This is a genomic window from Salinivibrio sp. ES.052, from assembly GCF_900141775.1.
Classification (GTDB): Bacteria; Pseudomonadota; Gammaproteobacteria; order Enterobacterales; family Vibrionaceae; genus Salinivibrio.
Window position 1 is genome coordinate 1,745,588 of record NZ_FSRI01000001.1, and the last position, 13,678, is coordinate 1,759,265.

Here is a 13,678-nt window from a genome sequence, read left to right on the forward strand (position 1 = left end):
AACCGTATGAGCAATTATCAAGATGCCGACGCCCTGGCCAATTTATCACTAGGCCAACAAACTGATTACCCTACGCAGTATGACCCTTCACAACTTCGTGCTGTCCCACGCGAATTAAATCGCCAGGCTATTGGCCTCGACAAGACGCCCCTGCCTTTTACCGGTTACGACACCTGGACCTTGTATGAGCTGTCATGGCTAAACAATAATGGCTTGCCCCAGGTCGCAATTGGCGAAGTCCGTCTACCGGCATCGAGCCCAAACTTAATTGAATCGAAATCATTTAAGTTATACCTCAACAGCTTTAACCAAACCCGTTTTGAAAGCTGGCAGCACGTCGCTAACGCGCTACAAACCGATCTTTCCGCCTGTGCGGGTGAAGAAGTGGATGTTACCCTCTCCCCTCTCAGTGAACTGGAAGGTGAAACCATTGCCGGCCTATCTGGTGAATGTATCGATCACCAAGATATCAGTATCGACGACTACGCTTTCAATCCTGATTGGCTCGACGGTGCCGCTCAAGGCGCTGTGGTGTCTGAGACGCTTCACAGTCACTTGCTTAAATCCAATTGCTTGATCACGAATCAGCCTGATTGGGGATCGGTACGGATTGCCTACAAAGGCAAAAAAATCAATCGAGAGAAGCTACTTCGTTATCTGGTCTCATTCAGAGAGCATAATGAATTTCATGAGCAATGCGTTGAGCGTATTTTTATGGATATCATGCGCTTCTGCCAACCGGAGAGGTTAACCGTCTACGCTCGGTATACGCGGCGCGGTGGATTGGACATCAATCCATACCGTACCAATATGGGAAAAACACCCAGCGAAAACAATCGCTTAGCGAGACAATAGCCACATTCGGCTGCTTACCAGCAGCCTTTCTATCACGTTTATACACAGAGGATGGCGCATGCGCATCAGCCGACTACTTGTAGGCCTGCTTTTTTTAATCACGTCAATGACGGCGTTCGCTTCTATCCACTCCTCGCCAGTTCTGACTAATGCAGAAAAGCTGCTGGAAACGTCACCCGCCCAATCATTAGAAATCAGTAACCGATTTCTTGCCCAGCGTCGCTTGACCACAGGCGCTAACCGGTCACACGTTAATAACGATACAGACCGCTCCATTCGCACACCACTTCACACTGTTTATGCCTACTTGATCAGTGCTCGCGCTTATGCGCACCTAGATCAGCCCGTTGAATCAAAAGCCGCGCTCCAAAAAGCGTATCAGGTTGTGGAAGAATACGATCTAAAACATACCCGGGTACAAGTGATATTGACGGAGGCAACTCTGATCTGGCATTTAGATCAAGATGGTGAGCGTGCTCTCGCAACATTAGCGACTGCGAAAACAGCGATCGATGCCTTGCCCGATAACAGCTTAAATGGCCAAGATAGCCGTTTTCGTAGTGCCTTATTACGCGCCAACATTTTAGCCGCTACGTCAGACAGTGAGAGTGCATTAGTCGCCTATGAAAATGCACGTAGCCAACTCAGTAATGACCCCCAAGACCTTCGTGATAAAGTCGAATTCCAACTGTCACTTGGGCATTTTTTACTCGCCCAAAAGCGACACGAAAGTGCATTAACTGAATTACTCAGCGCTTTTTGGATCGCCAGCGAGAATGAATATACAGCACTGATTGCCAGTGCCAATATGAAACTGGCGCAGCTCTACTATCAGCAAGGAGTGCTAAATCAAGCACTCGAACATGCCAACCAGGCCGCTGCATTTTTCGAACACTTTTCACTGAGCCGACGACTGTCTGCATCTCAACGCTTATTAGCCACGATATACGAACAGCAATCACGTTATAACTTTGCGCTGGTGCATTATTTTAATGCACTAGAAATTGAACAATCACTTGGCCGCACTCAGCCTCTGGCTAATGTGCACCTCGCCATCGCACGTACTTACTTTCAGCTAGAGCACTTTCCCCTCAGTGATCGTTATATACAGGATGCCTTGCGACTGGTAGGCAGCTTACCCAGATCACCACTCACTACTCAGGCAATGCTATTGCAAGGTCGTATTCATTTGGCGCTTGCTCAGCCCAAACAAGCGGAAAAAGAGATCGATACGGCCCTTGAGCGTGCGGAAATTGAAAACGATCAGCTCACCATGACTCGCGCCTATCGTGCACTCTCAAAGGCGCTAGAAGCTCAGGGGCAATATCAAGCAGCATTAGCGATGCAACGCGAGTATGAGCAATTACGCTCGCAGCAGACCCAATCAGAACAGCAGCAACAAGCCGACACTTTTAAACAACAACAGCGAGTGGTTGAGCGTCAATTACAAATGGATGAATTACAGCGCCAACTTGATACGGCTCACCAAGAGCAACTTCACTTACAAAAAGTGAATTATTTCCTTTTAGGGAGCCTAGGGGTACTGATTGCCATTGTCTACCTGCGTCACCGTGCGGCTGTGTTGCGTCAAGGCGAGCTAGCGCAACTGCGTGATGATTTTTACACTCACCCACGGACAGGGCTGAGAAATTTACGTATGCTTAACGCGAAGCTGCCACACTCGCTAGAAAAAAGTAATGCGAACTTCGAACAGTGGTATCTCAATGATATGATCCACCAGCCGTTAAGTGATCGATTACGCTTTGCGATGTTTGATGTGGCCTTTCTTAAAGAATTGTTTTTATTTCATGGTTATCAACGCGCTCAAGATATCGAACGCCAACTCGGCGAATACTTGTCCAAACGAGTCACCCAATCTGGGCGTCTCTACCATTTTGCCGATACCCTTTTTATCTATATAGAGACCAATTGGGAAAAGGACGCGAAACCTGACGCCCTCGCACATTTTGTACAATCTCTAATTGAAGACTTTGTTACCCAGTACCAAGACAATACGCCTATACCAGATGACATTCCCCGGAATGATACTGACGAGATGCCACGTGACGATTTTGATACTATCGCGCCTCAAGCGAACCACTTGACGTCACAAGTCGCGATTGGACTGGCGGAATATCCGTTCTTACCACGAGCGTATACATCAATAAACGATCAAGAACTGATAGAGATATTGCTAACGGCAACACATCAAGCCAGTGATCTGGCTCATCAGAGCGGAGGAAGTCATTGGGTGCATTTTAGTGCGATTAACACAGCGCCAGCCGCAAGCTTCGTCAACACGAACCTTCGCCAAGCGTGTTTGAAAGGCATCAACTCCGGCTTGGTGAAGGTCAAAACATCATCGAATGACCTAATGAATTGGCAGAAGGATCACGGATCTGATAAAAAGCAATCATCTGTTATTGATGACGATAGCAATAAGTCGGTATAGCTAACAGTCGCTGGCGAAACTTTCTCGCTAACTATGGCACCAAATCGCGAATATAATCAGGTAGTTCCTCGGCAAAATGACTAAGTCTACTCTATCACCGTTGTCGGCACAGGCCGCGCAGGCGGATCATCATGAAACGCCCTCAGCGTATCGAGATCTGGCTTTAAAATCGCGCCGAGAAATCCATAGTTTAAAACGCTTAGTTTCGCGTTTCATCGCCACGTGTACGGGTAAAAATACCTTAGTCGATCAAAAACTGACTGAGTTCCGTGACGTATTATATTCAGCACAAGATGTTAGCGCGCTGCTTCCGCGTTTAGCTGTTATTGAACGCATGGTGGGTCATCAAGACATGACACAGAAAAAAGCACTGTCACATCTCGACGAGCAGTTTCATACAAGTGGAGAAACGCTACAACGCGTGACTGGCCTTCCCGCGCAACTCAAACGAGACTTGCGTGATTTGCTCGCTCAACCGATGAGCAGTGACACGGAGCGCACACAGCATTTAATTAAATTACTTCAGCTCTACGAGCGTGCAGTGACATTACAAGTGGCACGCCCTCGCGCTCAACATGCGCAAGTCGAACTCGACAAAGACCAAATTCGTCGTGTCGCCGATGAGTTGCAAAATCTGATCACCGAGTTAGATATTGATGGCCAAGCCGGTGATAAGCTTCTTGAAATCCGTCGCCAGTTGTTGACGGACGTATCGCCTACCAGTGTTGTATCATTGACACTGACCTCACTCCGGCTAATTTTAGAGGCTACGCAGGCCGAGCGCCACGCCTCTCAGCAGTTCCTTTCGCAAGTGAATGATGACTTGGTTTCTATCAGTCAACAAAATACACGCGCTTACGATCATGCTAGCCAATTACGCATGGCACACCAAAGCGTGGACCAACGGTTAGAGCGCACGATTACCGATATTGAACATGAGATCAGTCTACAAAGTGCGCCGGCTGCTGATCCAGAAGCGGCACTGATACGCGCACTCGATGAGCTTAAAGTGATCGCACAAGAGAACGAAGCACTAAAAAATCGCGAGCAAGCACTTGAAGAGCAGCTCGCCCATAACCAGAATCAACTCAGTACATTGGCTGAACAAACGATGGACCAACGTCGCCACGTCGGCGACCAAGAACGAAAGCGTCTACTCGATCCTCTGACACGAGTATATAATCGAGCGGCACTCAACGACCGTCTCGAGCACGAATATCGATTATGGAAGAAATACCATCGAGAGTTCTGCCTCGCCGTGATTGATATTGATCACTTCAAACAAGTCAATCAGCAGTTTGGTTATGAAGTCGGTGACAAGGCACTCAAGGTTATCGCCCGCAGTATTTATCAATGCTTGCGCGATACTGACTTTATTGCTCGGTTTGGTGGCGAGGAGTTTGTCATTTTACTGCCCGATGCTAACGATGATACTCGCACCGATATTCTGGCTAACATCAGCCAGACAATTCGTAAGTTACCGTTGAAGTTCAAGAACGAACGTGTCTCTATTACCGCGTCTATTGGTGCCACCTTGTTTAAAGATCAAGATACCCCAAAACCGGTTCTTGCGCGTGCCGACCAAGCACTTTATCAAGCAAAGAATAGTGGACGTAACCAAATCATTTGGTGTTAATTTTTGCTGGTCAATTGTGGCTGCCGTGTGTATTTTTAATTAACACACTGATTTTTATAGCACCGCTTTATCTCCCTTACTTGGCTTTCAATAGGGGATCGGTCAGCAAGAGGTTGTCGCTATGATCACACACATTAGCCCCATTGGAACGATGGACCTGCTTTCGCAAATTGAGGTCGATCGCCTAAAAGCCAGCGCCAGCAGTAACTTGTACCGCTTATACCGAAACTGCTCATTGGCTGTTTTAAATTCAGGCAGCCACACTGATAGCTCCAAAGCGCTGCTCGAAAAATACGAGAGTTTCGAGATCCGTGTACTGCGTCGTGAACGCGGTATAAAACTGGAATTGGTCAACCCACCTGATCACGCCTTCGTTGATGGGAAAATCATTCGAGGCATCCAAGAGCACATGTTTTCTGTGCTTCGAGATATTATTCACGTCAATGTGCAACTTGAGCACAGTCCCGCGTTGAACCTAGATAGCTCACCACACATTACCAATTTGATTTTTGGTATCCTACGTAACGCGAAAGCTCTACGTCCACGCGTTGATCCTAGCCTTGTTGTTTGCTGGGGTGGGCACTCCATCAACGATATCGAATATCAATATACGCGTGAAGTTGGCCATGAGCTTGGACTGAGAGAGCTTGATATTTGCACCGGCTGCGGACCTGGTGCAATGGAAGGCCCTATGAAAGGAGCCGCCATCGGCCATGCCAAACAGCGGACGTATGATAGCCGCTTTATTGGCTTAACAGAGCCATCTATCATTGCCGCAGAGCCACCGAATCCAATAGTGAATGAGTTGGTGATCATGCCGGATATCGAGAAGCGCCTAGAAGCCTTTGTTCGTATTGCCCACGGTATCGTTATCTTCCCTGGAGGGGCCGGCACTGCTGAAGAGCTATTGTATATATTAGGCATTATGATGCACCCTGATAATCGCTCGCAGCCATTACCCATCGTGCTCACTGGACCAAAGGAAAGCGAAGAATACTTCCTTGATATTGATGAATTTATCCGTGATGTCCTGGGTGAAGAAGCGACACAGTATTACCAGATTGTCATTGACGACCCAGCCAAAGCCGCACGCTTAATGAAAAACGCCATGCCTGCGGTTAAAGAGCATCGAAAAGCAACGGGTGATGCCTATTCGTATAACTGGTCACTCAAAATTGAACGTGGGTTTCAGCTCCCTTTTGAGCCGACACACGAAAATATGGCGAACCTTAATTTACATATGAATCAACGCCCCGAGCTTCTCGCTTCCGCATTGCGCCAAGCTTTCTCTGGCATCGTCGCAGGTAACGTCAAAGATGAAGGAATGCGTAATATTGAACGCAATGGGCCATTTAAGATTAATGGCGACAAATACTTGATGGCAAAAATGGATAAATTGCTGAAAAGTTTCGTGGCACAACAACGCATGAAATTGCCAGGCACGGTGTATGTACCATGCTACGAGATTGTTTCCTAGCCCACATTTAACAAGGTTTAACACACTGCGTGTTAATCAAAAAACAGGTATAATGCGTGGCTTGCTGCGCATTATTTCCGGTTTTTGTTATGTCTAGGCTCCATGTTGTTATTATTGATGCGATGAACTTAATCCGCCGTGTCCACGCGGCCCAACCTGATCGTGTACCTCTCGATAGCACGGTCCAGTCATGCCTCAAAACGCTCGACAAAATTATCAATCATAGTGAGCCTAGTCATATTGTTGCGGTATTCGATCATACTGGCATCGATCGCGGTTGGCGGGCCGAGATACTCCCTTCCTATAAGCAAAGCCGTAAACCGATGCCCACCGAGTTAGAACAGGGACTCGATAAGATCCAAGACGCATTTTGGCAGCGTGGTGTCGATTCCCTGCTATCCCAAGGGGATGAAGCCGATGATATGATTGCCACATTGGCATTAAAAGTGGCGGAGCGTCGGCAGAAAGTCACTATCGTTTCAACCGACAAAGGTTATTGCCAGCTATTACGACCAACGTTGAGGATCCGTGACTATTTCCAGCATCGGTGGTTAGACTTAGAATTTGTCCAAACCCAGTTTGGTGTGCGCCCCGAACAGCTCTGTGATTTTTGGGGGCTAGCTGGGATCAGCAGTAGTGAGGTTAGCGGTGTTCCAGGCATTGGTCCAAAAACGGCGGCGATGCTTCTTGGCTCTTATCCCACATTGGAGGCCGTCTTCGCAGCGGACGATCTGGAGCCAAAATGGCAAAAAAAACTCACTGGGCATCAAGACTTAGCACAGCGTTGTAAAAAAGTGGCCCAATTAAAAACGGATATCCCATTAGGCTTTAACCTTCAAGATATCCGCTTCGAACGCTAACGCTGACGTTTTATCCGTCGTACATGCACAGTGATCTCTTCACGATCATGGTAGAGATGCTTAGCTCGCATTTCATAAGGCACATTATAATCGTCCAAAAAGGTCCCCAGCGTTTCCAGATTCTGTGACACTTGCTCATAACGCCGACTCATCGGCAACTTCAAGTTAAAAATAGCCTCCTTGGCCCACCCTTCAATCAGCCACTCTCCCATCAACTGAGCCACACGCGATGGCTTTTCAATCATGTCACATACCAACCAGGTGACATTTTTGCGCGTTGGTTCGAATTTGAAACCATCTTCAGCATGATGAAATACTTGCCCTGTTTCCATTAAACTTTCGGCCATTGCGCCGTTATCCACCGCATGAACAAACATGGACCGCTTCACAAGCTGATAGGTCCAACCGCCGGGACAAGCCCCTAAATCTACTGCCCACATCCCAGGTGCCAAACGGGTATCCCACTCTTCTTTAGGAATAAAATGATGAAAAGCTTCTTCAAGCTTCAATGTGGATCGGCTGGGCGCATCGGCGGGGAATTTCATCCGTGGTAGACCCATATAGTGCGACGAGTTATTCGTCGTCAATGAATACCCCACGAAGCAGGTTCCCGGTGCGGTAAAGCATAAATGAATCACCGGTTTTTTGGGGTTATCTTTGGCTAACATCACGCCCTGCTTACGCAGGGACTGCCGTAGCGGCACCGTAAATTTACGACAAAATTTTAATAGGGCCTTCGCTTCATCGTTATCTGGGGTTTCAACCCGTAAATCCCCTCCTTTAGGCAAGCTATCACCAACCGCCAGGATGGGTGAGATACGATCGTCTGGGTCAAGATCAGAGAGTGTTGCGGTCACCGCAATCATTTGGCGAGAAAAAATGAGCGAGTCCAAGGGAAGATCACGTACGATCCGATCGGCGTCACCGTATTGATAACACTCAAACAAAACATACGCACTGTTATTCATCACGCGCGGGAACCCATACACTCCCATCTCGGTGGTTTTCTGTTGGATTTCTGCCGCACAATCTTTTTCAAACCCTGCACGGCAGTAAAGCAAAACCTGATTCATCACACCCTCTGGTTCGAGCACATTGTCACGCTATGTGACAGTAAAAATAAGCTGCGCATTATATCTGCCATCCAGGCGAGAATGAAACGCTCTCATGTGTTTTTATCTTGACGGCATGAGCGTTCAAGCATTCGCTCTCCATGCGCCAATGGCCAGTCCCCCCCATCCAATCAAAAAGCTCACCCCACCTAGAGGCGTAATGGGTCCTAGCCAAGGTATATCCGTTACCGCAAGCAGGTATAAACTGCCACTAAAACACACGATGCCAACCAACCACGACCAGGCCACAATCGCAAACATGCGAGTAGATAACTTTGATGCGAGTGCACAAGCTCCGAGCAAGGCCAAGCTATGCCACATCTGATAATTGACTCCCGTTTTGAAAATGGCCAATTGATAATCAGACAATATGGTCTTCAGGCCATGTGCGGCGAACGCACCTAGGCCAACGGCTAAACCTGCACCAATCGCGGCAATGCTCACCCAATGATTTAATTTCATGCTCACTCCCCGTGTTGTGCGATAAATCGCACTAAACTATCCACCGCCAATTGCCGGTTATCCGATTCTGTATAGCTAGAAGCTTTCCGGGGTTTAAAGCTATGATCACCGTCAGGGATAAACACTAGCTCAATACAGGATGACAGCGGAAAGTCGATAACTTCGTCTCGACGGCCAAAAGCATCGCGCTCTCCTTGCACGATTAAAAGTGGCTTTTTCACCGTCACTAGGTGTTCACCTTTGTAATTCTCTGGCTTACCGGGTGGATGGAAAGGAAACCCGAAACATATCACACCACTCACTGACGTGTTTTCAATCAGGTGACTAGCCATACGCCCTCCCATGGACTTGCCTGCCAACCATAAGCGACTGCCGATTGGGCGTAAGCCATCGACCGCGTCAATGACAGACTCATAGTGCGCCAGCAGTTTAGGGGCTCGATCGGGTGGACGCTTTTTCCCATCTTCTTTGCGCTTCTCCATATAGGGGAAGTTAAATCGAACAACACGACAGCATGTACTGATCCGCTCTGCAGTATCAGCCATGAATTCATGCTCTTTTCCAGCTCCTGCCCCATGCGCGAAAATCACCCAATCCGTTGCCGTTTCTGATCCATCAAGTTGTAAACCCATCATAAGTTCATATTCTCTTGTTCTTTAGCCGCGGTAGCTAACATCCACTCGCGAAACGCGGTAATTCGGCCAGTATCCGCGTCTCTTTGTTGGCTGACTAAGTAAAAACCGTTGTCGCTCTTTAAAACCGGCTCGAAGGGTTGAACCAAGCGTCCAGAGGCTAATTCTGGTTGAGAGAGAACATTATTGCCTAGGGCAACACCCTGTCCATGCGCCGCCGCTTGCAACACCATCGACGAGTGGCTAAAAATAGGTCCGTGGTCAACGTTGATCGCATGAAGTTGGTGCGCCTTCGCGAAGGCCTTCCATTCTTTACGAGATCGATCATGCAGTAGAATATGGTAAGCCAAATCCTCTGGAGTGTTTAGGGGGTGACCAGATTCCAATAACAGCGGTGAACAAACGGGCAGTAAACATTCCTGATATAACAAATCACAACGTAACCCCGTCCAATGCCCTCGCCCATAGTAAATGGCAACGTCAACATCATCCGTTAATGATCCCTCCTCCAAATCAACCGCTTTTATCCGAACATCAATATCAGGATGTGCTTTATTAAAATCGGCTAAACGAGGCACCAGCCATTGAATGGCAAAGCTCGGCGGCAAACTAATGGTTAAAGCCCCTTTTGCGCTGCGCTCCAAGACTTTATCCGTCGCATACGACAACTCGGAGAAAATGTCTTTAATATCAAGAAAATAGCCTTGACCTTCCTCCGTCAATAACAAAGAGCGATTACGACGACGGAACAGCTTCAAACCTAAGAACTCCTCTAAGGCTTTGATTTGATGACTCACCGCTGCTTGAGTCACAAATAATTCTTCTGCAGCACGGGTAAAACTCAAATGTCGTGCTGCCGCTTCAAAAACCCGAAGCGCATTGAGTGGGGGAAGACGCCTTGCCATATGCTGACACCTCTATTCATTAATTTTTCTAATCATTGGCATTATAAATTGTCGATTGCTGATATACCAGTAACCCCCTATAGTTCACCCCGCATCCACTTGTGACGTCTCTCTATTTAGACTGTTTCCGTGGTTGCGATGTTGTGTTTGCATTTGTCTAACACTGGTTAGACAGGTAGTCGTATCTACCACTTTTAACTTCCTGTATTTTGACATTGTCTGTCATTACATATTTGTTGGCACTGAGCTTAGCTCAGTGCTTTTTTTTGTCCGATTTTCGGCTAAAACATCTAACAAGCTTGAGTTACTCCTGCGAGATAGCGATCATAAGCAGGATTTCATTTCGGACGATGACTATGACAGACGGTTTTGATCCCTATGCCTTACGTGCCCAGTTCCCTGCGTTTAACACCCCTGACTGGGTATATTTAGACAGTGCCGCCACTGCGCAAAAGCCGCTAATGGTTATTGACGCTATTTGTCAAAGCTACATGGCACCAGTGGCCAATGTTCACCGTGGTCAGCACCAGGCCTCTCTCTCCACGACGGCGCAATTTGAGCAAGCAAGGCGCGATGTTGCCCATTTCATTGACGCCAACCCGAGCGATATCATCTGGACACGTGGCACCACGGAAGCGATCAATCTGCTCGCCTACAGCCTGAGCCACACCCTAACTGCGCACGATCAAATCCTTGTTAGCGAAATGGAGCACCATGCTAATTTGATCCCTTGGCAACTAATGGCACAGCGCACGGGTGCGCAGCTCGTCAAGATCCCCTGTTGTACCAGCTCGGGGGGATTGAACTGGGAGGCTTATCAGCAAGCCTTAAATACCAACACCCGTATTGTCGCGATCAGTCATGTCAGCAACGTCACAGGGACCCGTCACCCGATCGAGAAAATGACCGCACTCGCGCATCGTTATGGTGCAACTGTGATCATTGATGGTGCGCAAGGGATCGTCCACGAGCCTATCAGTATGCAGACACTAGACGCAGACTATTATGTTTTCTCCGGTCACAAGCTCTATGGTCCCACCGGCATTGGCGTTCTGTATGGAAAACCGGAGGCACTTGGCGCGCTCGCGCCTTTTCATGGCGGAGGAAAAATGATCTCAGAGGTCACATTTGACAGCCACACCCTAGCACCGATCCCAGCACGTTTCGAAGCTGGAACGCCAAATACGGCGGGAGCCATAGGCCTTGCGGTCGCTATTAACTGGCTAAAATCACAAGATAACCAGGCCATTCATACACACTTAACCGCTTGCTATCATCAGCTGATTGATGCCTTAAAGGCACGGCCTCAAATCACCCTCATTGCGCCTCAAGCGACAAGTACCATGGTGTCTTTTGTAGTCCAAAACGAGCACCATTCTGATGTCGCGGAACTTCTGAGCCAACAAGGTATCGCAGTACGCTCGGGCCACCATTGCGCTCATCCTTTTCTCAAAGCATTAGGCATAGACGGGACAATCCGAGTCTCTTTAGCCGCCTATAATACGCAGGAGGATGTTGAATGCTTCATTGTCGCGTTAGACAAAGCGCTTGCTCTTTTAGATAGTTAATCGTTTAGTAGGATAAATAATGTCATTACCTAACCACCCTTTTGGCACCGAACTGGATCAATCGACTGTTGCTACGGTGCTGACACAACACACAAGTTGGGAAGATAAATACCGACAGCTTATTCTCTGGGGAAAGCAACTCCCAACCTTTACCGACGAACAAAAGCAGGTAGCCAGTCCGGTTAGCGGATGTGAAAGTGACGTCTGGCTTTTACATCAATCGGTCGACGATATGCATTACTTCGCTGCCGATTCAAATGCGCGCATAGTTAAAGGCTTATTAGCGGTAGTGCTGGCTTGCGTCCACGGCCAAACGCGCGACTCTATTCGTGTACTCAATTTGAACCATTTTTTTCAGCAAACGGGATTGTCGCACCATTTAAGTGAGTCAAGGGCAAACGGTTTGCACGCCATCGTGCAGCATATACATCAAATCACGCAGTAGCATACTGCCACTTATGGTGGCCACCTACTGAACCCATACATAGTAGCGGTGGCCTCCAGCTCATTCAGCAACCAATAGATTGATTATCAACCAAAATTGTCTATATAAAGATACAAAAAAACAAACCGCTAACACGATCCCCCCCTTCTCTCTCTCCATTTCAACACCTTATCAGCCCTTACCGCCCCACACTTAAATTAACGCAAATTAAACATAACAAAACAAATTATTAACAATGGGTTGCATTATTACCCGTCAAACTTGACCTGGATCCCGAATGCGTAACCGAAGTCTTTTATACTTTGCGTATTCGTCTAGATTCGTTAGCTTAGAAGCAGGCAGTCATAAAAGGGTCACACCAATAAGTTAGTCTGCCTAACAATATCGGCAGCATGATTATTTAAGTATTGGCACAAGTCTTGCTGCTGTTATCAAATAACAAGGATGACTGTAATTCTGGCTTGAGTGGTTCCAGATGCGGCTTCAGGCATCTCGTAAAGTTTGCTTGTTGTAGTGAATGGAGTCATAGATGAAAAAACTGGCATTAGTAACTGGCGCCAAAGGCGGCATCGGCTCAGCGATCACCGAAAAATTAGTTCAGGATGATTATCGCGTCATCGCTACGCACTTCACAGGCGGTGCGGAGTGCGCAAAAGAGTGGTTCGACGAAAAAGGGTTCAACCAAGACCAAGTGCTCTTGTTCGAGCTTGATGTCACTGACACAGAGCAGTGCGCCACACGCATTGCTGAGCTTCTTAGAGAAGAAGGTACTGTCGATGTACTCGTGAACAATGCGGGCATTACCCGCGACAGTGTCTTTAAAAAGATGGATGCCGCACAGTGGCATGACGTCATTAATACCAATCTCAATAGCCTCTTTAACGTCACTCAACCCCTCTTCGCTGCTATGTGCGAAAAAGGGGGAGGACGTATCATTAATATCTCATCCGTCAATGGTCAAAAAGGCCAATTTGGGCAAGCCAACTATGCCGCGGCCAAAGCAGGCATGATGGGCTTTAGTAAGTCACTTGCCGCTGAAGGGGCACGTGCAGGCGTTACGGTTAACGTTGTCGCCCCTGGTTACACGGCAACACCGATGGTGACGGCCATGCGCGAGGAGGTGCTGGAATCAATCACCAACCAAATCCCAATGAAACGCCTGGCGAAACCAGAAGAAATTGCAGCATCGGTGGCTTACTTAGCAAGCGATGCGGGTGCGTATATCACAGGTGAAACGCTGTCGGTCAACGGCGGCCTGTACATGCAATAAATCA

The 13,678-nt window shown here is 47.9% G+C and carries 12 protein-coding genes; 8 read left to right on the forward strand and 4 right to left on the reverse strand.

All coding sequences use genetic code 11. The features are described from left to right. Window positions 1–6 precede the first annotated feature (6 nt). From queF to xni, 5 genes are all read left to right on the forward strand, one after another. On the forward strand, window positions 7–855 hold the full coding sequence (queF, locus tag BUQ98_RS08125) for an NADPH-dependent 7-cyano-7-deazaguanine reductase QueF (protein ID WP_074213297.1): 849 nt from the start codon (window positions 7–9) through the stop codon (window positions 853–855). 58 nt (window positions 856–913) lie between these two features. Next, window positions 914–3,307, forward strand: a complete 2,394-nt coding sequence (locus BUQ98_RS08130) for a tetratricopeptide repeat protein (RefSeq protein ID WP_074213298.1) — start codon at window positions 914–916, stop codon at window positions 3,305–3,307. Between the two features lie 76 nt (window positions 3,308–3,383). Beyond that, entirely contained in the window at window positions 3,384–4,943 is a 1,560-nt protein-coding gene (locus BUQ98_RS08135) for a GGDEF domain-containing protein (protein ID WP_074213299.1), read from the forward strand. A gap of 121 nt (window positions 4,944–5,064) precedes the next feature. Further along, window positions 5,065–6,420, forward strand: coding sequence for a nucleotide 5'-monophosphate nucleosidase PpnN (gene ppnN / locus BUQ98_RS08140; protein WP_074213300.1), 1,356 nt, complete (start codon window positions 5,065–5,067; stop codon window positions 6,418–6,420). 89 nt (window positions 6,421–6,509) lie between these two features. Beyond that, window positions 6,510–7,280 carry a flap endonuclease Xni gene (gene xni, locus BUQ98_RS08145; RefSeq protein WP_074213301.1) on the forward strand — a complete coding sequence of 257 codons (771 nt, stop codon included), beginning with the start codon at window positions 6,510–6,512 and terminating at the stop codon, window positions 7,278–7,280. Here xni and rlmM read toward each other — a convergent pair. From rlmM to BUQ98_RS08165, 4 genes are all read right to left on the reverse strand, one after another. Then, window positions 7,277–8,353, reverse strand: coding sequence for a 23S rRNA (cytidine(2498)-2'-O)-methyltransferase RlmM (gene rlmM, locus BUQ98_RS08150; RefSeq protein ID WP_074213302.1), 1,077 nt, complete (start codon window positions 8,351–8,353; stop codon window positions 7,277–7,279). The two genes, xni and rlmM, sit on opposite strands and share 4 nt — an antisense overlap. A 123-nt stretch (window positions 8,354–8,476) precedes the next feature. Next, window positions 8,477–8,854 (reverse strand): DUF423 domain-containing protein, encoded by a 378-nt coding sequence (locus BUQ98_RS08155; RefSeq protein WP_074213303.1) that lies wholly within the window; start codon window positions 8,852–8,854, stop codon window positions 8,477–8,479. A gap of 2 nt (window positions 8,855–8,856) precedes the next feature. Next, window positions 8,857–9,489 (reverse strand): alpha/beta family hydrolase, encoded by a 633-nt coding sequence (locus BUQ98_RS08160; protein WP_074213304.1) that lies wholly within the window; start codon window positions 9,487–9,489, stop codon window positions 8,857–8,859. Next, window positions 9,486–10,391: a transcriptional regulator GcvA gene (locus BUQ98_RS08165; protein ID WP_074213305.1), complete on the reverse strand. Its 906-nt coding sequence runs from the start codon at window positions 10,389–10,391 to the stop codon at window positions 9,486–9,488. The genes BUQ98_RS08160 and BUQ98_RS08165 overlap by 4 nt, the downstream gene beginning before the upstream one ends. Before the next feature lie 356 nt (window positions 10,392–10,747). Here BUQ98_RS08165 and BUQ98_RS08170 point away from each other — a divergent pair, with 356 nt between their 5' ends. The 3 genes from BUQ98_RS08170 (at window position 10,748) to BUQ98_RS08180 (ending at window position 13,674) form a co-directional block, all read left to right on the forward strand. Further along, the gene (locus tag BUQ98_RS08170) at window positions 10,748–11,959 is read left to right on the forward strand and encodes an aminotransferase class V-fold PLP-dependent enzyme (protein WP_074213306.1); all 1,212 of its coding nucleotides are present in this window, start codon (window positions 10,748–10,750) and stop codon (window positions 11,957–11,959) included. Between the two features lie 19 nt (window positions 11,960–11,978). Further along, window positions 11,979–12,404, forward strand: a complete 426-nt coding sequence (gene csdE / locus BUQ98_RS08175; protein WP_083605234.1) for a cysteine desulfurase sulfur acceptor subunit CsdE — start codon at window positions 11,979–11,981, stop codon at window positions 12,402–12,404. Window positions 12,405–12,933: 529 nt separating this feature from the next. Next, the gene (locus tag BUQ98_RS08180; RefSeq protein ID WP_074213308.1) at window positions 12,934–13,674 is read left to right on the forward strand and encodes an SDR family oxidoreductase; all 741 of its coding nucleotides are present in this window, start codon (window positions 12,934–12,936) and stop codon (window positions 13,672–13,674) included. Window positions 13,675–13,678 lie beyond the last annotated feature (4 nt).

What these genes read in the sequence shown, in the direction of transcription:
- queF (WP_074213297.1), top strand. Translation starts at nt 7, where the DNA reads ATGAGCAATTATCAAGATGCCGACGCCCTGGCCAATTTATCACTAGGC.
- BUQ98_RS08130 (WP_074213298.1), top strand. Translation starts at nt 914, where the DNA reads ATGCGCATCAGCCGACTACTTGTAGGCCTGCTTTTTTTAATCACGTCA.
- BUQ98_RS08135 (WP_074213299.1), top strand. Translation starts at nt 3,384, where the DNA reads ATGACTAAGTCTACTCTATCACCGTTGTCGGCACAGGCCGCGCAGGCG.
- ppnN (WP_074213300.1), top strand. Translation starts at nt 5,065, where the DNA reads ATGATCACACACATTAGCCCCATTGGAACGATGGACCTGCTTTCGCAA.
- xni (WP_074213301.1), top strand. Translation starts at nt 6,510, where the DNA reads ATGTCTAGGCTCCATGTTGTTATTATTGATGCGATGAACTTAATCCGC.
- rlmM (WP_074213302.1), bottom strand. Translation starts at nt 8,353, where the DNA reads ATGAATCAGGTTTTGCTTTACTGCCGTGCAGGGTTTGAAAAAGATTGT.
- BUQ98_RS08155 (WP_074213303.1), bottom strand. Translation starts at nt 8,854, where the DNA reads ATGAAATTAAATCATTGGGTGAGCATTGCCGCGATTGGTGCAGGTTTA.
- BUQ98_RS08160 (WP_074213304.1), bottom strand. Translation starts at nt 9,489, where the DNA reads ATGATGGGTTTACAACTTGATGGATCAGAAACGGCAACGGATTGGGTG.
- BUQ98_RS08165 (WP_074213305.1), bottom strand. Translation starts at nt 10,391, where the DNA reads ATGGCAAGGCGTCTTCCCCCACTCAATGCGCTTCGGGTTTTTGAAGCG.
- BUQ98_RS08170 (WP_074213306.1), top strand. Translation starts at nt 10,748, where the DNA reads ATGACAGACGGTTTTGATCCCTATGCCTTACGTGCCCAGTTCCCTGCG.
- csdE (WP_083605234.1), top strand. Translation starts at nt 11,979, where the DNA reads ATGTCATTACCTAACCACCCTTTTGGCACCGAACTGGATCAATCGACT.
- BUQ98_RS08180 (WP_074213308.1), top strand. Translation starts at nt 12,934, where the DNA reads ATGAAAAAACTGGCATTAGTAACTGGCGCCAAAGGCGGCATCGGCTCA.